Source organism: Bradyrhizobium sp. USDA 4538, from assembly GCF_024171045.1.
Classification (GTDB): Bacteria; Pseudomonadota; Alphaproteobacteria; order Rhizobiales; family Xanthobacteraceae; genus Bradyrhizobium; species Bradyrhizobium australafricanum.
The window spans coordinates 5312827-5335217 of sequence record NZ_JALJZE010000001.1 but is presented as its reverse complement, the minus strand read 5'-3'; the positions used below and the strand labels follow the sequence as shown (position 1 = coordinate 5335217).

The following is a 22391-nucleotide window of genomic DNA, read 5'->3' as shown; positions in this document are numbered from 1 at the left end:
CGGCACGCCACGCGTTCAGTTCCGAAAGCTGAGCTGCGACAATCAGGTAGCCGGGGATGGCGCAGACGCCATCCCCATGCAGGACGAGCTAGGCGGGTCCCGCTCCCTGGGTTGCGGTATAGACCGCGTAGAGCGACTGGCTTGCGGCCATGAACAGGCGGTTGCGCTTGGGACCACCGAAGGTGATGTTGCCGCAGACCTCGGGCAGCCGGATACGGCCGAGCAGCTTGCCTTCCGGCGACCACACCGTCACGCCGCTGTAACCGACCGCGCGGCCGGCATTGCTCGAGCACCAGACATTGCCGTTGACGTCGCAGCGGATACCGTCCGGTCCGCACTTCACGCCGTCGATCGTAAAATCGCTGAACCGCTTGCCGTTGGAAAGCTTGTTGTCGGCGCCGACATCGAACACGAAAACGTCACCCTTGCCGCCGGGTCCGCTATCGCCCGGTCCCTTGCCGGTCGAGACCACGTAGAGCTTCTTGTAGTCGGGCGAGAAGCAGAGGCCGTTCGGATCCGGCACCTGGTCCTCGCTGACCACGAGATCGACGCGGCCCGAGGGATCGATGCGGTAGCAATTGGTCGGCAGTTCGCGCTTGGCCGGGACGAAGCCCGCCGGCTGGCCGATCCGGGGATTGAGCTTGCCGGCCGGATTGCTCGGGCCGCCCGCGGCATCAGGCTCGCCCTCATAGAGCTGGCCGCCATAGGGCGGATCGGTGAACCAGTAGCTGCCGTCCGGATGCGCGACGACGTCGTTCGGCGAGTTCAGCCGCTTGCCCTGATAGTTGTCGGCGAGCACGGTCGCGGTGCCGTCATTCTCGTAGCGCGTCACGCGGCGGGTGAGATGCTCGCAGGACAGCTGGCGGCCCTGGAAGTCGAACGAATTGCCGTTCGAGTAGTTCGACGGCATGCGGAAGACGCTGACATGGCCGTCATCTTCCGACCAGCGCATCTGCCGGTTGTTAGGGATGTCGCTCCACAGCAGATAGCGGCCCTGCGAACTCCAGGCCGGGCCTTCCGCCCACAACAGGCCGGTATAGAGGCGCTTGATCGAGGTGTTGGGCTGGGCAAGGTCGTTGAAGGACGGATCGACCGCGATGATGTCGGGGTCCCAGAAATAGGTGGTCGGCGCACCGCGCGGACTGAAGTCGCGCGGCGGGCTGGTGATCGTCGTCGGCGGCCCGACCGGCGCGGGCGCGTTCTGGGCCAGCGCGTTGCCGATGCTAGCTACGGCAGCGGCGGAAACCGCAAGTCCCTGAACCAGCGTGCGCCGTGAAACATTCGGATCGCGTTGTTCTTCGTTCGGATCGCTCCGCTCGTGGCGTGTCATCGCATCCTCCCACTCTGTTGGCCGGCCGTTGATCCGGCCTGGCGGGTGGAGGTTAGACTGCTCTCGGAGAGGTTGCGAGTGACGGTTTTTCATCCCCGCGCGCGGAAATTTCACATTGTTGTGGTGCGGGCCGTCGTTGCGGAGCGCACGAATCCGCAGCGGAGCAACGTCCCTTACCTCGCCCCGCTTGCGGGGAGAGGTCGAAATTCAAGCGCAGCTTGAATTTAGGGTGAAGGGGTACAGGTCTCACGACCATCACAACTGGTGGAAGCAGCCCCTCACCCTACCCTCTAAGAGCGAGCTTCGCTCGTCTCGACCCCGTGAAGAACGGGGAGAGGGAGGATAGAGCAGCACTCAATCCGGCCGGATCATCTCGAACATGTTTTCCGGCTTGATCTCGAAGTAGTCGCCGCGGCGGCCGGCGCGGACGATCGGGCGCGCGAGGCCGGTCTGGTAGACGCCGTCCTTGATGAAGGCCTTGTCGATGTGGACGGCGACGACCTCGCCGAGCGTCAGCCAGGCCTCGGCCTTCTTGCCGTCGGCGCCCTGGAGCTGGACGATCTGGCTCACCTTGCATTCGAACGACACCGGGCTTTCGGCGACCCGCGGCACGTTGACGAGCTTGCCGGCGACCTGCGTAAGCCCCGCGAGCCTGAATTCGTCGACATCGCGCGCGACATGCGCCGCGGTCGCGTTCATGTGTCTGGCGAGATCCATCGTCGCCAGATTCCAGACGAACTCGCCGGTGTCCTGGATGTTGGCGACGCTATCCTTCCAGTTGGTGGAGGAGAAGCCGATGATCGGCGGCACATAGCAGAACGCGTTGAAGAAGCTGTAGGGCGCGAGGTTGACGTTGCCGCCCTTGTCGCGCGAGGAGATCCAGCCGATCGGCCGCGGCGCGACGATGGCGTTGAACGGGTCGTGCTTCAGGCCGTGGCCGTTCTTCGGCTCGTAGAAATGCAGGTCTTTGACGGTCACGATTGCGTCCTCGTCATTCCGGGATGGTCCGTAAGGACCAGACCCGGAATCTCGAGATTCCGGGTTCGATGCTTACGCATCGCCCCGGAATGACAAGGAAGTCAACTGACGAAAATGTCAGCCCTGGCGCTCAATTGGCGCGGCCGCGCGGCGACAGGCCGGCGATCACGAAATCGATCATCTGGTCGATGGTCGGGCCCGGCTTGGTGGCACATTGGGCGATCATCTGGGGATGGAAGAACCGCATCATCGCGGTGCAGGCGCACAGCGAGGCGAGCTGCAGGTCCTTGATCTCGAACTCCCCCGACGCGGCTCCTTGCGCGATCACCTCGCCGATAATGGAGGCGATACACTCCATATGGGCGACGCAGACGTCCCAGTCCTCCTGCATCGCGATCTCGACCATCTCGTGCATCTTGGAATCGCCGACATAGCGCTCGGTGTTCATGCGATTGATGGTCGTCATCATCTGGCGCAAGCGTGGCGCCGCCGGCCCTTCCGAGCGCGCGATGCGCCGGGCCTCGATCTCGACCTCGCCCATCAGGCCGCGGGCCACGCCCTCGTGGATCGACTTCTTCGAATCGAAGAAGCGGTACACGTTGGCGGGGCTCATCCGCAGCTCTTTGGCGATGTCGGCGACCGTCGTCTTCTGATACCCGATCTGCCGGAACAAGCGCTCCGCCACCACGAGAATCCGCTCGCGGGTGTCGGTTTCGCTATGTTCCGAGATCAGTGTCATGTTGGCCTGCTCAATCTTCAATTATTCGGCCGCCTCAGCAAGCGGAAATGCGCGTTGCGCATCGCCGGCATGCTGCGGCGCAGTATTGGTTTGCTCGGAGCCGCTTTCCTCGAGGGTCTTGCGGAACCAGAGGGCGTAAAGGCCCGGCAGATACAGCAAGGTCAGGAAAGTCGCAACAAACAAACCGCCCATGATGGTGATCGCCATCGGGCCCCAGAATGCCGAGCGCGACAGCGGGATCATGGCGAGGATGGCGGCCAGGGCCGTCAGCACCACCGGCCGGGCGCGCCGGACGGTGGCTTCGACGATCGCCTCGCGCCGGGTCAGGCCGGACGCCACGTCGCTCTCGATCTGGTCGACCAGGATCACGGCGTTGCGCATGATCATGCCGGCGAGCGCGATCAGGCCGAGCAGCGCCACGAAGCCGAACGGCTGGTTGGCGACGTTGAGCCCCAGCGAGGCGCCGACGATGCCGAGCGGCGCGGTCAGGAACACCAGGAACAGGCGCGAGAAGCTCTGCAGCTGGATCATCAGCAGCGTCAGCATCACCATCACCATCACGGGGAAGAGGATGAAGATCGACGCATTGCCCTTGGCGGATTCCTCGAACGCCCCGCCCGGCTCGATCCGGTAGGCTGGCTCGAGATGGGCCTGGATGTCCTTCAGCTTCGGCGAGATCTGGTTGGTGACGTCGGGCGCCTGCACGCCGTCGACGACGTCGGAGCGCACGGTGATCGCCATGTCGCGGTTGCGCCGCCACAGGATCGGCTCCTCATGCGCATATTCGATCTTGGCAATCTGCTGCAGCGGGACGGCGACGCCGTTGCGCGTGGTGATGGTGAGATCGCCGACGCGGCCGAGATCGAGCCGCTCGGACGGCACCGCGCGGGCGACCACGCCGACCTTCTCGATGCCGTCGCGGATCGTGGTGACCGGCGCGCCCGAGATCAGCATCGCCAGCGCCTGCGAGACGTCCTGCGGGGTCAGGCCGAGCGCACGCGCCCGATCCTGGTCGACGGCGAGCTTCAGGTAGGGCGACTGCTCGTTCCAGTCGAGCTGGACGTCCTTGACGTTCTTGTTCTGGCGCATGACGTCGCGCACCTGGTAGGCGATGTCGCGCACCTTGTTGGCATCGGGGCCGATCACGCGGAACTGGACCGGGAAGCCGACCGGCGGACCGAAATTGAAGCGGTCGACCCGGACCCGCGCCTGGTTCAAAGCGCCGTCGGCGGCGGCCTGCTCGATCTTGGCCTTAACGCGCTCTCGCGCCTCGACGTTCTTGGCGAGGATCACGATCTCGGCAAACGCCTCGTTCGGCAGCTGCGGGTTGAGGCCGAGCCAGAAGCGCGGCGAGCCCTGGCCGACATAGGCGGTGTAGGTCTGGATGTCGTCATCGCCCTTCAGCAGCCCTTCGGCCTGCTTCACCGCCTTCTCGGTGACGTTGAAGGCGGTGCCCTCGGGCAGACGCAGCTGCAGGAACAACTCGGGCCGCTCCGACAGCGGGAAGAACTGCTGCTGGACGTGGCCGAACGCAACGATGGAGGCAACGAAGACGCCGACGGTCGCCGCCACCACCTTGATGCGGTGATCGACGCACCACTGCACGACGCTGCGCAGGCCGCGATACATCCGCGTCTCGTAGATCGCGTGCGGATCGTGGTTCTGGTGCACCTTGATGTTGGGCAACAGCTTGACGCCGATATAGGGCGTGAAGATCACCGCGACGAACCAGGAGGCGACCAGCGAGATCGCCACGATCCAGAAGATGCCGCCGGCATATTCGCCGACCGCAGAATTGGCAAAGCCGATGGGGAGGAAGCCAGCGGCCGTGACCAGCGTTCCCGTGAGCATCGGAAACGCGGTGGATTCCCAGGCAAAGGACGCCGCCTTCATGCGGTCCCAGCCCTGCTCCATCTTCACCACCATCATCTCGACCGCGATAATGGCGTCGTCGACCAAAAGGCCGAGCGCAATGATCAGCGCGCCGAGCGTGATACGGTGCAGGTCGAGCGACATTGCGTTCATCACGATGAAGACGATGCCGAGCACCAGCGGCACCGACAGCGCGACCACGATGCCGGTGCGCCAGCCGAGCGCGACAAAGGAGACGAACAGCACGATCGCGAGCGCCTCGACGAAGGAGTGCACGAACTCGCCGACGGCGTGCTCGACCACCTTGGGCTGGTCGGCGATCTGCTGGACATCGACGCCCTGCGGCACCGCCTTCAGGAACTCGGCGGTCGCCTTCTGGACCTCCTTGCCGAGCTCGAGGATGTTGGCGCCCTTGGCGGTGACGACGCCGATGCCGAGCGCCGGCTTGCCTTCCTGACGCACCTTGAAGCTCGGCGGATCGACATAGCCGTGGCTTACGGTCGCGATATCGCCGAGCCGGAACACGCGGCCGTTGCTCTCGACCGGCGTCTCGGCAACCGCCTTGACGCCGTCAAGCGCGCCGGTGACGCGCAGCGGCACGCGCTGCGATGAGCTCTCGACGGTACCGGCCGGGGTGACGTTATTCTGCTTGGCGAGCGAATCGAACAGCGCCTGCGGCGTGATGCCGAGCGTCGCCAGCTTGGCATGCGAGAACTCGACGAAAATACGCTCGTCCTGGGTGCCGTAGAGATCGATCTTGGTGACGCCCGGCACCTTGAGCAGGCGCTGGCGAAAACCCTCCGCGACCTTCTTGAGCTGCGCATAATTGGCGCCGTCGCCGGTCATCATATAGAGGATCGAATCGACGTCGGAGAATTCGTCGTTGACGACGGGACCGAGTATGCCGGAGGGCAGCTCGCCCTGCACATCGACCAGCTTCTTGCGCAGGAGATAGAAGAGATAGGGCACGTCCTTCGGCGAGGTCGAATCCTTGAAGGAGACCTGCATCGCCGTGAAGCCCGGCTTGGAATAGGTCTGCACCTTGTCGAAGAACGGCAGCTCCTGCAGTTTCTTCTCGATCGGATCGGCGACCTGCATCTGCATTTCCTGCGAGGTCGCGCCCGGCCACATCACCGAGACGTTCACCACCTTGACGGTGAAGAACGGATCCTCGGCGCGGCCGAGCTTCTCGTAGGAGAAGAAGCCCGCGGCGGCGAGGATGATCATCAGGAACAGGACCAGCGTCGGATGGCTGACCGCCCAGGCCGAAAGGTTGAAGCGCTTCATCGAACTCTCCAAGTTCTAGACCAGTCCCAGAACCGTTTCCGCTGCTATGCGAGGGTTAGAACGACAGCGACGACACGACCCGCACCTTCTGGCTCGGATCGAGTTTCTGCACACCGAGGGCGACCACCTTGGCGCCATCGTCGACGCCGCCGGAGATGACGACGTTGTTGCTCTCATAGGCCTTCACCTTGACCGGCTTCAGCGCGATGTCGCCCTTGTCGTCGACGATGTAGAGCGAGGGATCGCCGCCCTGGCTGTACAGCGCCGACAGAGGTAACTTGGCCACCCGCTCGCTCGCCTTGTCGGCGAGCGTCAGCGTCGCGGTCATGCCGAGCGAAACCGCCTCGTCGGCGTCCGGCAGCGAGAATTTTGCGAGATAGGTGCGGGTGGCGGGATCGGCCTGCGGCGCGACCTCGCGCAGCCTGGCGGCATAGCTCTTCTTGGCGTCCGACCACAGCGTCACCGTGGCTACGCCCGACCTGGCACGAGCAAGAAGCGTCTCTGGGATCGCGACGACAGCTTCCTTCTCGCCAAGTCGGGCGACACGGATCGAAGCCTGGCCCGCGGCAACCACCTGGCCGGGCTCGATCATGGTCGCTGTGACGACACCCCGGGTGTCGGCCACCAGCGTTGCATAAGAGAGGGAATTCCTGGTCAGCTCGACCGAGCGCTCGGCACGGTTCAGCCGCGCGCGGGCCTCGTCGCCGGCGGCCTTGGCGGAATCGAGTGCCGCGTCGGTGGTCCAGCCCTTGGCCTTCAGATCCTTGGCGCGCTGCTCGGCGGCGCCGGCCTGCGCGAGCACGCCGGTGGCGGCGCGGAATTCCGCCTCCGCCTGCTCGGCCTGCAGCTTCAGGTCGACCTCGTCGAGGGTGGCCAAGGGCTGGTCGACGTCGACTGTCTGTCCGACCTCGACCAGCCGCTTGGCCACCTTGCCGGCGACCCGAAAGCCCATATCGGCTTCGATACGGGGCTTGATGGTGCCGACAAAGCTGCGCTCAGGGGTTTCAGCTTCATAATGGACGGTCGCCACCAGAACGGGGCGTCCCGGATCGGCGTTTTCAGCCGCCTTTTCATTGCAGCCGGTCAGCGCGAACACCGCGAAAGCCAGCGACGCTCCGGTTAAGAGCTTGTAATAGCTCGAGAAAACGGAACGAACGAACATCTGAAATCTCCATCGGGCTGACGACTGATGAAGAGTATCGATTTATCACTGATAAATGTCAATATTCGTCAGTGATAACCAATTCGTGAGCGGGATCGGATTTGGCGGGTGCGGAGTTCGGAAAATGCGTAGCCCCGGGTGAAGCGGAGCGAAATCCGGGACCTCACCGGTGGCGGGAGGGTCCCCGGATTGCGCTGCGCTCCATCCGGGCTACGGGAGCACGTGATTTGAGGGCGAGCTACTTCGCCCCCGCGAACTCGGTCTTGGTCTCATGGCTACCGAGGAAAACCAGCAGGCCCGCCGCGAGCGGCAACAGCGACAGCACCAGCAGCCCGGTCGACGTGCTGCCGGTGGCTTCCTTGACCCAGCCGATCAGATAGGGCCCGCCGAAACCGGCGAGGTTGCCGATCGAGTTGATCAGCGCGATCGCGCCGGCGGCAGCGGTGCCGGAGAGCCAGGCGGTCGGCAGCGTCCAGAACACCGCGAAGGTGCAGAACACGCCGATCGCGGCGACCGTCAGCACCACCATCGTCATGACCGGATCGGTGATGTAGCTGGAGACCGCGAGCGCCAGCGCGGTCAGCAGCAGCGGCGCGCCGACATGGAACACGCGCTCGCGGGTGGCATCGGAACGGCGCGCCCACAGGATCATCGCGACGGTGCCGAATGCGTACGGGATCGCGGTGACGAAGCCGGTCTGCGCGTTGGTCAGACCGAACGCCTTGACGATCTGCGGCAGCCAAAACTGCATGCCGTAGAGCGAGGCGACGAAACCGAAATAGATCGCGCTGAGCGCCAGCACCTTGGGCGAGGACAGCGCCTCGCCCAAGGTGAAATGCTTCGCCGCCTGCTTGGCCGCGACCTCGGCGTCGAGCTTCGCCTTGAGCCACGCCTTCTGCTCGGCCGAGAGCCACTCGGCCTTCTCCGGCCGGTCGGTCAGGTAGAACCAGGTGACGATGCCGAGCAGCACCGAGGGAATGCCCTCGATGACGAACAGCCACTGCCAGCCCTTCAAGCCCATCACGCCGTCGAGGCCGAGCAGCAGGCCGGAGATCGGCGCGCCGATCACGGTCGAGATCGGCACCGCGAGCGCGAAGGCGGCGAGGAAGCGCGCACGATACTCGGCCGGGTACCAGTAGGTCAGATAGAGGATGATGCCGGGGAAGAAGCCGGCCTCGGCCACCCCGAGGAAGAAGCGCAGCGCGTAGAAGCTGTGCTCGTCATAGACCGCCGCCATCAACGCCGAGAGGATGCCCCAGCTCACCATGATGCGGGCGATCCACTTGCTGGCGCCGAACCGCTCCAGCGCCAGGTTGCTCGGCACCTCGAAAATGAAATAGCCGATGAAGAAAATGCCGGCGCCGAACGAGAACACCACCGGCGAGAACTTCAGCTCGCTGTTCATGGTGAGCGCGGCGAAACCGAGATTGACGCGGTCGAGATAGGAGAAGAAGTAGGCCAGGATCAGGAACGGGATCAGCCGCCAGGAGATCGCGCGGATCGTCGACGTCTCGATCTCGCTGCGGACGCCGCGATCGGGCGCGATGGTTGCTGTCTGGCTCATGAGCTTTCCCCGGGTGTTGCTTGCCGTGAGGATTATTGGCTGGCTCCGCTTTGAGCAATGGCAAAAACTCATAGCTCACAGCGCAAACGGGAACCCCAAGCGACAAACGGACGACCAGCGGCGACAGTGCTGAAGCGCGATGCGGTTAGGTGGAATCGGGTCCCGCGGCGAACTCGCTGCACCTCTCCCCCTTGCGGGGGAGGTCGGTTCGCATCGACAGATGCGAACCGGGTGGGGGCTCTCTCCGCGATACGACTCGTGGAGAGAGCCCCCACCCTAGCCCTCCCCCGCAAGCGGAAGAGGGAACGCAGATGCGATGCTGATGCTTACTCAACGCAATCTGATCATCGATGGAAGCTAGTCCGCGAGCTGGAAGCGCTCGAAGCGGTCGAGCTCTTCCTCGATGCGCCGCTTCAGCTCCTTGCGTGCCGCCTGCTTCTTGCCGTTGCCGACCCAGCTCCATTTCTGCATCAGGAGCTTCTTGCTCTGCCGGTCGGTCTTGAGGTCGAGGGCGGCGACGATGTCGTCACCGACCAGCACCGGCAGCGCGAAATAGCCGAACAGGCGCTTCTCCTTCGGCACATAGGCCTCGAAACGGTGGCCATAGCCGAAGAACAGCTCGGTGCGCTTGCGCTGGATGATCAGCGGATCGAACGGCGAGAGGATGTGAACCAGGGTGGGATCACCCTCGCCGGTCGCGTCCAGCACCTCGGGCCGTGCCCAATGCTCCTGCTTGCCGGCGCCTTCCAGCGCGACCCGGACCAGTTCCTTGCGGCGCAGGCGCGCCTCGATCAGGCTGCGTACCGCCTTCTTGCTCGGCGCATCGAGATGGCAGATCGAATCCAGGCTGACGATGCCCTGCGAGCGCAGCGCGCGGTCGAGCAGATAGGCGGTCCGGGCCGAGGCCGGGGCCGGCTTCGGCGGCTTGTCCCAGCCGAAGTGCCGGGTCATCAACTCATAGGTCTTCAGCATGCCGGCGCGCTCGCTGATCGTGACCACGCCGCCGTAGAAGGCGAGCTGCAGCGCGCGCTTGGAGGGCTTGCGGCTCTGCCAGAGATGCTCCTTCTCGGTCAGCACGTCGTCATCGATGTCGCGGATCGTCAGCGGACCGGCACGAAGCAGCCGCAGCACCTTGCGCGTATCCGCCGGGGTCACCGACGAGAACCATTTGTGGCCCTCGCGCTTGTGCGCCTTCATCGCCGGCAGGAAGAAGCCGATGTCCTTGGACGGAATGTAGGACAGCGCGTGCGTCCAGTACTCGAACACGCTCTTGTCCCGGCTCTGCGCCTGCTTGAGGTCGGCGCGGCGGTAGTCCGGAATGCGGCTGAACAGGATGTGGTGATGGCAGCGCTCGATCACGTTGATGGTGTCGATCTGCACATAGCCGAGATGATCGACGGCGGCCGCCACCGCTGACGCCCCCTCGCCGAACGGCACCTTTGTATCGAGCCGCTGCGCGCGCAGCCAGATATGGCGGGCGGCAGCATTGTTCAACAAAAGGGGTTCGGCGGCGCGGGACATTGCCCCAGCAATGTAGTGAGATTCGCGCAGCTGTGGAGAGCCGCGCGGCGGAAATCAGCTCCGCATCATTCGGAGCGGCTACGTCGATCCGACGACCCGCCGCAACCACGGAACGTCCCTGGTCGCCGCCGCGAGCGCGGCGCTTTCTCCATGGAAGATGCGGGACGAATGCCCGCCAACCGGAAACCAGCCGCGGCCATCTTCGGCGTCCCGCCGATATTCCTCGAAGCCGATGGTGCCGTCCGGGCGAAGGAAGATATCGACGTAGCGCGAGGCGGCTTCGTCATTGATCGAGCGGAGGACGCGATTGACGTGGGCCATGATGTCCTCGCTCTCCCGCCTGCCCTGCCTGGCGCAAGGCGGGGCGGCACACCCAACCGTGACCCAGATCACATTCCGGGCTTTGAACCGGTCCTATTCTTCCAGCATCAAAACGACAGCAAGCCGGATTGGCTAGCCCGACATTTGAGGACGAAAACCATGACCCGCTCTTTTTCCTTGTCTTTTCTGACAATCGGCGCCGCGCTGTCGATGACGGCGGGCGTCGCACTGGCCGGCAGCGAGGCCGTTCCGGCCGCACAGATTCTCAATGCGCTGAAGCCGAAGTCGGCCACCCGCGGCCTTTCCGCCGGCACGCAGGTCGACCTCGCGGCTTCCGCCAAGGAGGCAAGCTTCCTCAACACCGTCCGCAACCGGCAGACCCGTTCGTTGTCGCGCGTTGAACGCCAGGAGATCGCCGACATCGCGGCGAACAAGCCGAAGATCGATCTGGAGATCCACTTCGACTACAACTCGGCCGACATCAGCAAGGGCTCGACCCAGGCGATGCAGGAGCTCGGCAAGGCACTGTCCGATGCCAGCATGAAGGGCTCGACCTTCGTCGTCGCCGGCCACACCGACGCGATCGGCGGCGAGGCCTATAACCAGGACCTGTCGGAGCGCCGCGCCGACACCATCAAGAAATTTCTGGTCGAGCATTACGGCCTGAACGGCTCGGATCTCGTGACGGTCGGCTACGGAAAGACCCGGCCGAAGGACCCGAGCGCGCCGATGGACCCGACCAATCGACGCGTGCAGGTCGTCAACATGGATACCAAGACCGCCTCGCAGTAACCTCCCGCAGCCTCGATCCGCCTGCCATGCCCGGCAGGCGGATCACTTTGCTTTAAAGACCGTCATATCCAGCCCTGAAACAGCATCAACCGGTTGAACGTCGCCATCGACGTCTCGATGACAGCAGCCGTGACCGGCAGCATCGCAACAAACCCTGCGCATCCAACCGCAACGAACGCCCACAGCAGCCAGCGCGGCGCACCCTTGCGCGTCAAGGCGTAGACCAGCACGAAACTCGCGGTGGTCGCCGCGGGGAGATAGTAATAGATGAAACCGAGCGTGCGCGGCAGCAGCGCCCAGGCGAGATACGGGCCGAGGTAGAACGCCAGCACGAGAAATGCATCACGGCCGCGCCCGACGATCCAGTCGCGCAGCGCAATGATCAGCGCGATCAATGCCGGCCACAGCACCAACGGGTTGCCGAGGAGCACGATCGCGGCGAACCTGTCATCACCGACCTTCTCGAACAGGTACCAGACAGGGCGCAGCAGGAACGGCCAGGACGGCCACGAGCTCATATAGGTGTGGCCCGCGATGGCGGTCGTGGTGTTGTCGGCAAAGATGCGGCGCTGCGCCTCGATGATATCCGTGAACGAGAGGCCGCAGAGCGGCACGAAGGTCGCGAGATAAACGGCCGCCGGGATCAGCACGAAACAGACGATGAAGTGAGGAAGACGAAAATCCGGCCATAGCTCCGGCCGGTACCAATCCTCCGCATTGCCGTCGGCAAAGCGCGTGCGCCAGCCTTGCATCAGGCGGATCACAGCGACGATCGCGATGCAGGTCGCGAGCACGAACAGCCCGCTCCATTTGCAGGCACTGGCAAGCCCCGCGAAGAGGCCCGCCAACGCAAAGGCGGATTGCGGCTGCTTTTGCCTGAAGCCGTGGACGAACGCCGCGATCGCGAACAGGCCGAAGGCGAGTGCGAAAATATCCAGCATCGCGATCCGCGACTGCACGAACAGCATCTGGTTGAAGAAGGCGAGCAGCGCGGCAGCGATCGCGCGTTGCTGCGACGCGAACAGCGCAAGCCCGCCGAGATAGACGCCGACCAGCGCCAGCGCACCGAACAGCGCCGCGGGATAGCGCCATCCGAGCGGCACGTCGCCGAATGCCTTGATCGAGAGGGCGATGATCTCCTTGGCGAGCGGCGGATGCATCGGGTTGAGGATCGCCCCCTCGCGCACCGGCAGCAGCATCTGCCGCGCCGCCGGCACGTAATGCACCTCGTCGAAATAGAGCTTGTCCGGCGCCGTGATCCCGAGCAGCAGCACGACATGGGCGACGATGAAGACGATTGCCGCGACGATCGCCGTGCGCGCGGCGGGACGTCGCGGAACAGAAGGAGATTTGGATACGATGTTCAAAGGGCAAGCACGGTGCGAGGGGAACGCAGCTTGCGACAAATATACGATATCAGCTGCATCCGCGATCCGTCGCCACGGTCATGTGACGGAACCATCGTGCCGACAATTGGCAACCAGGGCTGGTTCGATTGTGGCGGCCGACTTGGCTTCCGCGTCACAACGGCTGGATCACCGACCCGTTCCTTGGACGGCACCGCCGGGCCGCAGCCGGGTTCACGGTGGCAGGCGCACTATCATGCCCCGCTTCATGCGGGGCATCCAGTACGCCGCGTGTCGGCGGAGCACCGAAGTCTCTGGAATGCTGGATCGCCCGGTCCCGTCTACGCCAAGGCTTCGACGAGGCCACGAATCCCTGACGCGCCGAAGCTTTAGCGAAGGCGGCGCGCCGGGCGATGCCAGCGAAGCCTTGCCTTACGCCGCCGCCTCGCCCTGATAGGCCCGGCGCAGACCTTCGATATCGAGCTTGATCATCCCGAGCACGGCTTGCATCACACGCGCGGCGCCGGCGGCGTCGGGCCCGCCGAGATATTGGCGGACCGCCGCCGGCACGATCTGCCAAGCGACGCCATAACGATCGCGCAGCCAGCCACACTGCTCGGCGGTGCCGCCGGCCGCGAGCAGCGCATCCCACAGGCGATCGACCTCGGCCTGGTCGACACAGTCGATCGCGAACGAGACCGCGTGGGTATGCTCCATCCTCATCCCGCCGTTCAGCGCCATGAAGCGCTGACCGGCGAGCGTGAATTCGACCAGCAGCACCGTGCCGGCCTTTCCGCCGGGGCTGTCGATGACGTTCTTCTGGACCGTCTCGATCCGAGAGTTGGGCAGCAGCGAGACGTAGAGGTTCGCGGCCTCCTCGGCCTCGCCGTTGAACCACAGGCAGGGAGATACCTTGGACATGCTGAGCTCCTCGTGATGACGGGATGCGATCAGGCGGTCGCCGCGGCGGACTGCGCCTTCATCGCCGCCTCGACGTCCATCCACATCACTTCCCAGATGTGACCATCGGGATCCTCGAAGCTGCGGCCGTACATGAAGCCGTAATCCTGCTGCGGCGACGGATCGGCGCTGCCGCCCGCGCCCTTCGCCTTGGCGACGTAGCCGTCGACCGCGTCGCGGCTGTCGGCGGACAGGCAGATCAGCACTTCGCTCGTGGACTTGGTGTCGGCAATTTTCTTCGGGGTGAATTCGCGGAACTTGTCGTGCGTCAGCAGCATGACGTGAATCGTGTCGGAGATCACCATGCAGGAGGCGGTGTGGTCGGAAAATTGCGCGTTCTTGGTCGCGCCGATCGCCTCATAGAAGGCGGTCGCGTGGGCGAGATTGCTGACCGGCAGGTTGACGAAGATCATTGTCGGCTTGGCCATGAAAGGCGCTCCTTTTCGCGGGGTTGTGCCCCGAGGACGAACCGCCTCGCCGCGTCCCGACATCACCGCGCCGATTTTTCTTGCGGCGTCCTGCCGCAGGGTGACGTCAGGTCACAATCGGTGTCGGCATGGTCAGGAATGCCCGCGTCACATGCCAGAACAGCTCCCGATTGGTGGCAAGCGCCACCGAATGGGCGGTGCCGGGCAGGATGATGAACTGCCGATCGCCGTTCGGCAGCTTGTTGAAGAACTCCTCGAGGTCCGGAACCGCGGCGATGCCGTCATATTCGCCGCGGACCAGCAGCACCGGCGCCAGCACCTTCTCCGGATGCACCACCGGCAAATTGGCGGTCATGTCCAGATAGGTGCCGGTCGGGATCTGGTCGCCGAACTGCATCTCGACATCGGCCAGCAGCTCGACCACGGCGGGGTCCGACGTGCCGGGCCTGTCGCGGGTTGCGATTGAGCGGATCATGTCGCGGTCGCGCTTGCGCATGTTGTGGCTGCGATAATATGCGAGCTGCTCGGCGCGCTTTGCCAGCGTCGGCGAGCCCTCGCCCTTGTAGGTGAAGGCCGCGAACACCAGGCGGTCGATGCGCTCGGGTGCGGCCATTGCGAAAGCGCCGGCCCGCAACGCGCCGGAGGATTCGCCGACGAAGTGGTATCGCCCCTGCCCGGTCTCGCGCGCGATCACCTCGACCGCGGCCTTCAGATCCTCGACGCCGCTCGCGATATCCGCATTGCCCGAGGTGCGGCCGGACTTGCCGTAGTTCTCGTGGTCCATGGTCCAGCAATCGAAGCCGTAGCGGGCAAATGTGTTCAGCAGCGAATACTCGCCCTTGCCCGGCACCGTGAGGTCGAACACCCGTGATGTCACCGACGAGCCGTGGACGAAGAACACCACCGGCCGCGCGGGCTCGCCCGGCTTCGGCGCACCGATCCGCTTGCGGAACATCCACAAGGGGATGTCACCCTTCTTCGCCCAGTATTCGTTGCTCCATATTTCTCCTTCGACAGGAACCGCGGGCACTGCCTGTGCCGACGCTGCGCCGAACACGCCGGCGGCCGTTGCAATGCCGATGGCTTTGATCATGCTGCGCCGCGAATGGTCAGATGACATCATGGTTCGCTCCCTTCCGGATTTCTTCGTCCGATCCGGTGCGATCGAGCATAGCAGCGCGCATGTCCGGTTGCGCGACGGGCGCATCTCGCGTCCGCCAATCCGATGCACGATTTTGTGAATGCGGTTTCCGGCAAACGGCGCGGACGACGGGCGGACTTGGTCCTAGTCTCCGCGATCCGACCGGAAAAATCCGGCGAGAAGCGGGAGCGAAGAATGAGCAGCAATCTCACCGACGATGAACTTGCCGCCTTGATGCCCTCCGAACTGTGCCAGCACCAGACGCCGATCCCGACCCAGATCGTCTCCAGCGACGAATTCTATCCCGACCCGCAGAACGAACGTCAGCGCGAGGTCGAGGCGCGGCTGCTCGCGATGGCCGACGATCTCGGCGGCAAGCAGGGCCTCGATCGCCGGAGATTCTTCCAGACCGCGGCCGGCATGGCCGCCTCCTTCGTCGCGATGAACCAGGTTTACGGGGAGCTATTCGTCGTGACGCCGGCGGAGGCCGCGACACCCGCAATGGCGCAGGAGCGCGCCAACTCCCTGAAAGACCAGTTCATCATGGACATGCACACGCATTTCCTGCGCGACGACACCCGCATCATGGGTTTTGTGGAAATGCGCAAGGCGGTCGGCAAGGCCGGCTGGAACAAGGAGCTCAACGATCACGAGCAGACCATCGAGGATCTCAAGTTCGACAACTACAAGAAGGAGATGTTTCTCGATTCCGACACCAAGATCGCGCTGATCTCCTCGGCGCCGTCGGATATCGAGCAGGACTGGTTCCTGACCAACGAGCAGATGGCCGACGCGCGCAAGAAAATGAACGACGAGGCCGGCTCGCGGCGCGTGTTCTGCCACGCCATCTTCACGCCCGGGCAGCCCGGCTGGCTCGACAAGCTCGACGCCGCATTGGCGCTGAAGCCGGAATCCTGCAAGGGCTACACGATCGGCGACAACACCCACAAGGAGATCAGTCGCTACCCCTGGCGGCTTGACGACGAGAAGGTCGCCTACAAGGGTTATGAGAAGATGGTGAAGGCGGGCATCAGGAACGTCTGCGTCCACAAGGGACTGTTTCCGCCCGGGATAGAGAAGCAGTATCCGAATCTGCGCGGCTTCGCCGACGTTGCCGATGTCGGAAAGGCCGCCAAGGACTGGCCGCAGCTCAACTTCATCATCTACCACTCGGCCTATCGCCATGTCGGCGGCGATCCGAAGGTCGCGCTCGCCGAGTTCGAGCGCACCGGCCGCATCGCCTGGACCTCGGATCTCGCCGACATCCCGGCGCAGTACGGCGTCAACAATGTCTATGGCGATGTCGGGCAATTGTTCGCGACCACGCTGGTCGCCGAACCCAATGTCTGCGCCGCGCTGATGGGGACCTTGATCAAGGGGCTCGGCGCCGACCACGTCTGCTGGGGTACCGATGCGCTGTGGACCGGCGCGCCGCAATGGCAGATCGAGGGCCTGCGGCGGCTGGAGATCCCCGAGATGATGCAGAAGAAGTTCGGTTACGCACCGCTCGGCCCCGCCGACGGGCCGGTGAAGACGGCGATCTTCGGCGACAACAACGCCCGGCTCTACAACATCCAGCCGAAGCGCGCGATGCTCGACCTCAAGGGCGATCGCTTTGCGATGATGAAGGCGCAGTATGAGAAGGCTGGCGTAGAGCCGTCGAACACGCGTTACGGCTATGTGGTGCCGAACGGTGTGATCGATCACCGGGTGTTTGCCTAGGGGTTAGGCCCCGTCATTGCGAGCGCAGCGAAGCAATCCATATCTCCGCTCGGGGACAGATGGATTGCTTCGTCGCAGCGCAAAATTGCTTGCAATTTTGTCGCGAGCCCCTCGCAATGACGGAAAAGGTCATCGCCCCGTAAATCTCGGCTTGCGCTTCTCGCTGAACGCCCTGGCGCCTTCCTTGAGGTCGTCGCTGTCCTTGATGGCGTCGAGCTGCCGGCGCACCTCCGCGACCGTCTCCAGCGGCCCCTTCGGCATCGCGTCACGCGCGAGCTTCTTGAGCGCCTGCACCACCAGCGGCGCGTTGCCCGCGATCTTGGCCGCCAGCTCCTGCGCCGCCGCAAGGTGCTGCCCCGGTGGCGTGATGCGGTTGACGAAGCCGATCTGGTAGGCCCGCTCGGCCGACAGCTCCTCGCCGACGAGCAGGAACTCCATCGCGATCTTGTGCGGCATGCGCGCCAGCACCGAGGAGACGCCGCCGCCGGTGGTGCCGATCTTGGCTTCCGGATAGACGAACCGCGTCGTCTCCGAGGCGACGCAGATGTCGGCCATCTGCACCAGAACGAAGCCGCCGCCCACCACCCAGCCCGACGTCGCCGCGATCACCGGCTTGTCGAGCTCGACACCGAGCCCGGGCACCGCCTGCCACATATTGGCGGGGAAATCCCGGACGTCAGCGCCGACACAGAAGTACTTCTCCTCGGCCGAGGCCAGCACCGCGACGCGGTCATCGCTGTCGCGAAAGCGCCGCCAGGCATTTTGCAGCTCGTCGCACAGCGCATTGTTGAGCGCGTTGTGCGAGGAGACGCGGTCCATCGTGATGGTCGCGACGTGGTCGGCGCTCTCGTAACGCACGAGCGTCATGCTGGCCTCCTCCCCTGGACTGTCATTCCGGGGCACGCGAAGCGTGAACCCGGAATCTCGACGCAAATGTCGCGGCTATTTCTTCTCGTCGGGATGGCGGTGCACCGGGTCGACCCACAGCACGGTCTCCGGCTTCTCGATCGGCTCGATGTCGAGATTGATCGCGACCGCCTCGCCGTCGGAGCGCACCAGCACGCATTCCAGCACCTCGTCGCGGCTGGCGTTGATCTCCTGATGCGGCACGTAGGGCGGCACGAAGATGAAGTCGCCGGGGCCGGCCTCGGCGGTGAACTGCAGCTTCTCGCCCCAGCGCATCCGCGCCTTGCCCTTGACGACATAGATGATGCTTTCGAGATGGCCGTGATGATGCGCGCCGGTCTTGGCATCCGGCTTGATGCTGACGGTGCCTGCCCACAATTTCTGCGCCCCGACCCGGGCAAAATTGATCGCGGCCTTGCGGTCCATGCCGGCGGTCGACGGCACATTCGGATCGAGCTGGTTGCCGGGAATCACGCGGACGCCGTCGTGCTTCCAGCGCTCGTCGTCGTGATGGTGATGGTCGTGGGAATGGGTGTGATCGTGGGAACCGCTCATCATTCTTGCTTTCGTTGGCCTGATTTCGTGCGTGGAACGCTAGCGAAAAGCAGCCGCGCAGGCGAGCGGAAAATCGGAACCTCGCCGAATCGGAACATCGCCATGTTCCGGCGCGTTATCTCAGCGTATTCGAAGGAGTAATTTCATGGGTAGCACGACCGATAGGATCAAGGGCACGGCCAACGAGGCGATCGGCAGGTTCAAGCGGCGTCTTGGCAAGGTCACCGGCTCTCCGGCGATGCAGGGCAGAGGCGCGATCCTGGAAGCCAAGGGCAAGGGACAGAAGGCACTCGGCGGCATCAAGAGGATCGTCGGCAGGGTGACCTCAGCGGCTCACTGGCCTCGCTGAACGAGAGATGACACGGCCGCCCCATCGAGCCGGCCGATCGAGCATGAACGACGCTGCTCAGCCGCGCGGGCGCGGATGTGCCAGCACATCCGGGTTCACGACATTGGTCGGCGTACCCGCCGCGTACGCCAATATCTGGTCGAAAATGTCGGTGAACTGGATTTCGTACTCGTCGCGCGAGACGTAGCCGAGATGCGGCGTACAGACCACATTGTCCATGTTGAGTAGCGGGTCCGCCGTGTCGCGCAGCGGCTCCTTCTCGTAGACGTCGATCGCGGCCATCCCGGGCCGGCCGGCACGCAGCGCATTGACCAGCGCGCCCGGCTCGATCAGCGGCGCGCGGCTGTTGTTGACGATCAGCGCGGTCTGCTTCATCCGCGCGAGGTCTTCCGCCTTGACGATGCCGCGCGTCGCGTCGACCAAGCGCATATGCAGCGACAGCACGTCGCAGCGGGCAAAGAAATCCGCCTTGCTGACTGATGTCTCATAGCCGTCGGCGCGCGCCTTCGCCATCGCCGGCTCGCGCGCCCAGACCAGCACGTTCATGCCGAACGCCTTGCCATAGCCCGCGACCACGGCGCCGATGCGGCCGTAGCCATAGATGCCGAGCGTCTTGCCGCGCAGCGTATGACCGACGCCGATCTGCCACTTGCCCGCCTTCAGCGCCGCCATCTGTTGCGGGATCGCGCGCATCGCCGCGAGGATCATGCCCCAGGTGAACTCGGCGGTGGCGTAGGACGGCGTATCGGCATGCTGGCTCGACGACACGATGATGCCGAGCCGCGTGCAGGTGTCGATGTCGATATGCGGATAGACGCTGCGCTGGCTGATCAGCTTCAGCTTCGGCAGACGTTCGAGCAGCGGCGTGCGGATCTGGGTTCGCTCGCGGATCAGGACCAGCGCGTCGGTATCGCGCAGCCGTTCGGCGAGTGCATCGACGTCCTGGACGTGATCGTTCCAGATCTTGACGTCATACCCGTCGAGCTTGCGGTAGCAATCGAGGGTGCGCAGCGTGTCGAAATAATCGTCGAGGATCGAGATCTTCATCGCTGCGCCCTTGTTGTTGTGAGCCGGTTACTTGACGCCCATCGGCTTATTTGACGCCAAGCAGTTCGACGTCGAACATCAGCGTGGCGTTCGGAGGGATCACGCCGCCGGCGCCGCGCGCGCCGTAGCCGAGGTTCGGCGGGATGATCAGGGTGCGCTTGCCGCCGACCTTCATGGTGGCGACGCCCTCGTCCCAGCCCTTGATCACGTGACCCTGGCCGATCGGAAACTCGAACGGCTCGTTGCGATCGACGGAGGAGTCGAATTTCTTGCCCTTCTGGCCGTTCTCGTAGAGCCAGCCGGTATAGTGCATGACGCAGGTCTGGCCGGTCTTCGGCGAGGCGCCGGTGCCGACCTTGCTGTCGATGATCTGGAGGCCTGAAGCTGTGGTCATGGGCTTTCCTGCAGTTTGGGCCGTTGCTGTCCCGCTGACAACGGACGTGGAGACTGCCGCCGCAAGGCCGGCAAATGCAGTCTTGATGATCGTGCGTCGGGAAGATCGCATCTTGCACCTCTCGTGAAGGACGGCCGTCTCTAGCCCAGTGCGGGTCGAATCCCTAGCCATTTTTCAGTGACCGGCCATGCCGCCGTCGCGGTCCAGCGCAAAATCGCCGATCAATGGCGACGACGCGCCCGCGATGAGATCACCGATCAGTTGCGCCGCCAGATATGAGTAGGTGATGCCGGTGACGGGCTTCCGCGGGGCAGGACTAGCACCATCCCCGCGACAACACCTTGTTTCCGGCGGCCCCTGATCGGCCGCGACAATCAGTAGCCGAGCGCGCAGCCGTCCTTGCGCGGGTCGGAGCCACCGGTCAGCGTCCCCTTGTCCCAATCGATCCAGATGCCCTGGCCGCCGCCGAGCGGCGCGACCACGCTGGTGGTCTTGTGACCGATCTTCTTCAGGCCTTCGACGATCTCCGCCGGCACAGAGTCCTCGAGCTGGTAGACGCCTTCGTAGTGCAGGCCGCGCGGCATATCGATGGCTTCCTGAATGTCGCAGCCATAGTCGAGCATGTTGGTCAGCACACGGGTCTGGCCGACCGGCTGGTACTGCCCGCCCATCACGCCGTACGGCATCAGCGCACGGCCGTTCCTGGTGACCAGCGCCGGGATGATGGTGTGCAGCGGACGCTTGCCCGGTGCGATGCAATTCGGATGTCCGGGCTGGATGCGGAAGCCGCCGGCGCGGTTCTGCAGCAGGACGCCGGTCTTGTTGGAGACGATCGCCGAGCCGAACGAATGCGCGATCGAATTGATGAACGAGCAGACGTTGCGATCCTTGTCGACCACCGTGATGTAGACCGTCGACGGATTCATCGGCGGCGCGACGTTCGGCAGTTCGAGCAGCCGGTCCATCCGGATGTTCTTGATGTGCTCTTCGGCGAATTCCCTGGCGAGGATGCCGGCAACGTCGACATGCACGTGCTGGGGATCGCCGATATGCTGCTCGCGCATCATGTAGGCGATGCGTGCCGCCTCGGCCTCGAGATGGAAGCGCTCGATGCTGAGCGGCTTGAACTTGGTCAGGTCGAAGCGCGACAGGATGTTGAGCATGACCAGCATGGTGATGCCGGGGCCGTTCGGCGGGCACTGCCAGACGTCGTAGCCCTTGTACATCGTGCCGATCGGCGAGGTCGCCTCGGTCGAGTGCGCGGCGAAGTCCTCGAGCGTGTGCAGGCCGCCGATGCCGCGCAGCGTGTCGACCATGTCGGCGGCGATCTCGCCGCTATAGAAGGCGTCGCGGCCCTTTTGCGCGATCGCGCGCAGCGTCTTGCCGAGCTCGGGCTGGCGGATCACGTCGCCGGCAACCGCGGGCCTGCCGTGCGGCAACAGATAGCGCTCGGTGTTGGTGCCGTTCTTCAGCTTCTCGAAGCCGTTCTTCCAGTCGAAGGCGATGCGCGGCGCGACCACGTAGCCCTCTTCGGCGGCCTTGATCGCGGGCTGCAGCAGCCGGTCGAAGCCGAACTTGCCGTGGTCCTTCAGGATCACGTCCCAGGCATCGACCGCGCCGGGAATGCTGACCGCATGTGCCGAGGTCAGCGGCACCGAATGGATCTTGCGCTCGAGATACCAGTCGGCGGTCGCCGCCATCGGCGCCCGGCCGCTGCCGTTATAGGCGGTGATCTTGCCTTCCCCCCTCGGCTGGATCAGCGCGAAGCAGTCGCCGCCGATGCCGGTCGATTGCGGCTCGATGACGCCGAGCAGCGCACAGGCTGCAACCGCCGCGTCGGCGGCCGTGCCGCCCTCGCGCATCACCTCGATGGCCGCGAGCGCCGCTTCCGGATGCGACGTCGCCACCATCGCGTTCTGGGCGTGGACCGTGGAACGGCCGGCGAAATGGAAATTCCTCATAACGGAGTGCTCGCTT

General features: G+C 64.5%; 20 protein-coding genes. 3 read left to right on the top strand and 17 right to left on the bottom strand.

The window, feature by feature from the left end; all coding sequences use genetic code 11:
- Positions 1–88 precede the first annotated feature (88 nt).
- From J2R78_RS24125 to J2R78_RS24090, 8 genes are all read right to left on the bottom strand, one after another.
- Complete coding sequence (locus J2R78_RS24125) at positions 89–1330, bottom strand: SMP-30/gluconolactonase/LRE family protein (RefSeq protein WP_253607108.1); 1242 nt, start codon at positions 1328–1330, stop codon at positions 89–91.
- Positions 1331–1684: 354 nt separating this feature from the next.
- Complete coding sequence (locus J2R78_RS24120; protein ID WP_253607107.1) at positions 1685–2308, bottom strand: flavin reductase family protein; 624 nt, start codon at positions 2306–2308, stop codon at positions 1685–1687.
- Between the two features lie 130 nt (positions 2309–2438).
- Positions 2439–3047: a TetR/AcrR family transcriptional regulator gene (locus tag J2R78_RS24115; protein WP_141340507.1), complete on the bottom strand. Its 609-nt coding sequence runs from the start codon at positions 3045–3047 to the stop codon at positions 2439–2441.
- Between the two features lie 21 nt (positions 3048–3068).
- Positions 3069–6206 (bottom strand): efflux RND transporter permease subunit, encoded by a 3138-nt coding sequence (locus J2R78_RS24110; RefSeq protein ID WP_253607106.1) that lies wholly within the window; start codon positions 6204–6206, stop codon positions 3069–3071.
- Positions 6207–6261: 55 nt separating this feature from the next.
- Positions 6262–7368, bottom strand: coding sequence for an efflux RND transporter periplasmic adaptor subunit (locus tag J2R78_RS24105; protein WP_253607105.1), 1107 nt, complete (start codon positions 7366–7368; stop codon positions 6262–6264).
- 238 nt (positions 7369–7606) lie between these two features.
- Positions 7607–8932: an MFS transporter gene (locus J2R78_RS24100; RefSeq protein WP_253607104.1), complete on the bottom strand. Its 1326-nt coding sequence runs from the start codon at positions 8930–8932 to the stop codon at positions 7607–7609.
- Between the two features lie 357 nt (positions 8933–9289).
- Positions 9290–10453, bottom strand: coding sequence for a winged helix-turn-helix domain-containing protein (locus J2R78_RS24095; RefSeq protein ID WP_253607103.1), 1164 nt, complete (start codon positions 10451–10453; stop codon positions 9290–9292).
- A gap of 78 nt (positions 10454–10531) precedes the next feature.
- Positions 10532–10774 (bottom strand): hypothetical protein, encoded by a 243-nt coding sequence (locus tag J2R78_RS24090; RefSeq protein WP_253607102.1) that lies wholly within the window; start codon positions 10772–10774, stop codon positions 10532–10534.
- Positions 10775–10933: 159 nt separating this feature from the next.
- Here J2R78_RS24090 and J2R78_RS24085 point away from each other — a divergent pair, with 159 nt between their 5' ends.
- Entirely contained in the window at positions 10934–11566 is a 633-nt protein-coding gene (locus tag J2R78_RS24085) for an OmpA family protein (RefSeq protein WP_253607101.1), read from the top strand.
- A gap of 62 nt (positions 11567–11628) precedes the next feature.
- Here the strand turns inward: J2R78_RS24085 and J2R78_RS24080 are convergent, their stop codons facing one another.
- The 4 genes from J2R78_RS24080 to J2R78_RS24065 all read right to left on the bottom strand — a co-directional run bounded on the left by J2R78_RS24080 (position 11629) and on the right by J2R78_RS24065 (position 15423).
- Entirely contained in the window at positions 11629–12933 is a 1305-nt protein-coding gene (locus J2R78_RS24080; RefSeq protein WP_253607100.1) for a phospholipid carrier-dependent glycosyltransferase, read from the bottom strand.
- Positions 12934–13344: 411 nt separating this feature from the next.
- Complete coding sequence (locus tag J2R78_RS24075; RefSeq protein ID WP_253607099.1) at positions 13345–13833, bottom strand: VOC family protein; 489 nt, start codon at positions 13831–13833, stop codon at positions 13345–13347.
- Between the two features lie 29 nt (positions 13834–13862).
- Positions 13863–14300: a VOC family protein gene (locus J2R78_RS24070; protein ID WP_253607098.1), complete on the bottom strand. Its 438-nt coding sequence runs from the start codon at positions 14298–14300 to the stop codon at positions 13863–13865.
- A gap of 106 nt (positions 14301–14406) precedes the next feature.
- Positions 14407–15423 (bottom strand): alpha/beta hydrolase, encoded by a 1017-nt coding sequence (locus J2R78_RS24065; protein ID WP_253607097.1) that lies wholly within the window; start codon positions 15421–15423, stop codon positions 14407–14409.
- Between the two features lie 213 nt (positions 15424–15636).
- Between J2R78_RS24065 and J2R78_RS24060 the strand changes: the two genes are divergently transcribed.
- Positions 15637–17163 carry an amidohydrolase family protein gene (locus J2R78_RS24060; RefSeq protein WP_253607096.1) on the top strand — a complete coding sequence of 509 codons (1527 nt, stop codon included), beginning with the start codon at positions 15637–15639 and terminating at the stop codon, positions 17161–17163.
- Between the two features lie 129 nt (positions 17164–17292).
- Here the strand turns inward: J2R78_RS24060 and J2R78_RS24055 are convergent, their stop codons facing one another.
- Together J2R78_RS24055 and J2R78_RS24050 are read right to left on the bottom strand one after the other, a co-directional pair.
- Positions 17293–18030: an enoyl-CoA hydratase/isomerase family protein gene (locus J2R78_RS24055; protein WP_229189549.1), complete on the bottom strand. Its 738-nt coding sequence runs from the start codon at positions 18028–18030 to the stop codon at positions 17293–17295.
- Between the two features lie 75 nt (positions 18031–18105).
- Positions 18106–18624: a cupin domain-containing protein gene (locus J2R78_RS24050; RefSeq protein WP_028338582.1), complete on the bottom strand. Its 519-nt coding sequence runs from the start codon at positions 18622–18624 to the stop codon at positions 18106–18108.
- 145 nt (positions 18625–18769) lie between these two features.
- Here J2R78_RS24050 and J2R78_RS24045 point away from each other — a divergent pair, with 145 nt between their 5' ends.
- Positions 18770–18973, top strand: a complete 204-nt coding sequence (locus tag J2R78_RS24045) for a CsbD family protein (protein WP_225158610.1) — start codon at positions 18770–18772, stop codon at positions 18971–18973.
- Positions 18974–19030: 57 nt separating this feature from the next.
- Here the strand turns inward: J2R78_RS24045 and J2R78_RS24040 are convergent, their stop codons facing one another.
- The 3 genes from J2R78_RS24040 to ggt all read right to left on the bottom strand — a co-directional run bounded on the left by J2R78_RS24040 (position 19031) and on the right by ggt (position 22375).
- The gene (locus J2R78_RS24040) at positions 19031–20020 is read right to left on the bottom strand and encodes a D-2-hydroxyacid dehydrogenase family protein (RefSeq protein ID WP_253607095.1); all 990 of its coding nucleotides are present in this window, start codon (positions 20018–20020) and stop codon (positions 19031–19033) included.
- 46 nt (positions 20021–20066) lie between these two features.
- Positions 20067–20525 (bottom strand): FKBP-type peptidyl-prolyl cis-trans isomerase, encoded by a 459-nt coding sequence (locus J2R78_RS24035; protein ID WP_028333243.1) that lies wholly within the window; start codon positions 20523–20525, stop codon positions 20067–20069.
- A gap of 263 nt (positions 20526–20788) precedes the next feature.
- Complete coding sequence (gene ggt / locus J2R78_RS24030; RefSeq protein ID WP_076826098.1) at positions 20789–22375, bottom strand: gamma-glutamyltransferase; 1587 nt, start codon at positions 22373–22375, stop codon at positions 20789–20791.
- Between the last annotated feature and the right edge of the window lie 16 nt (positions 22376–22391).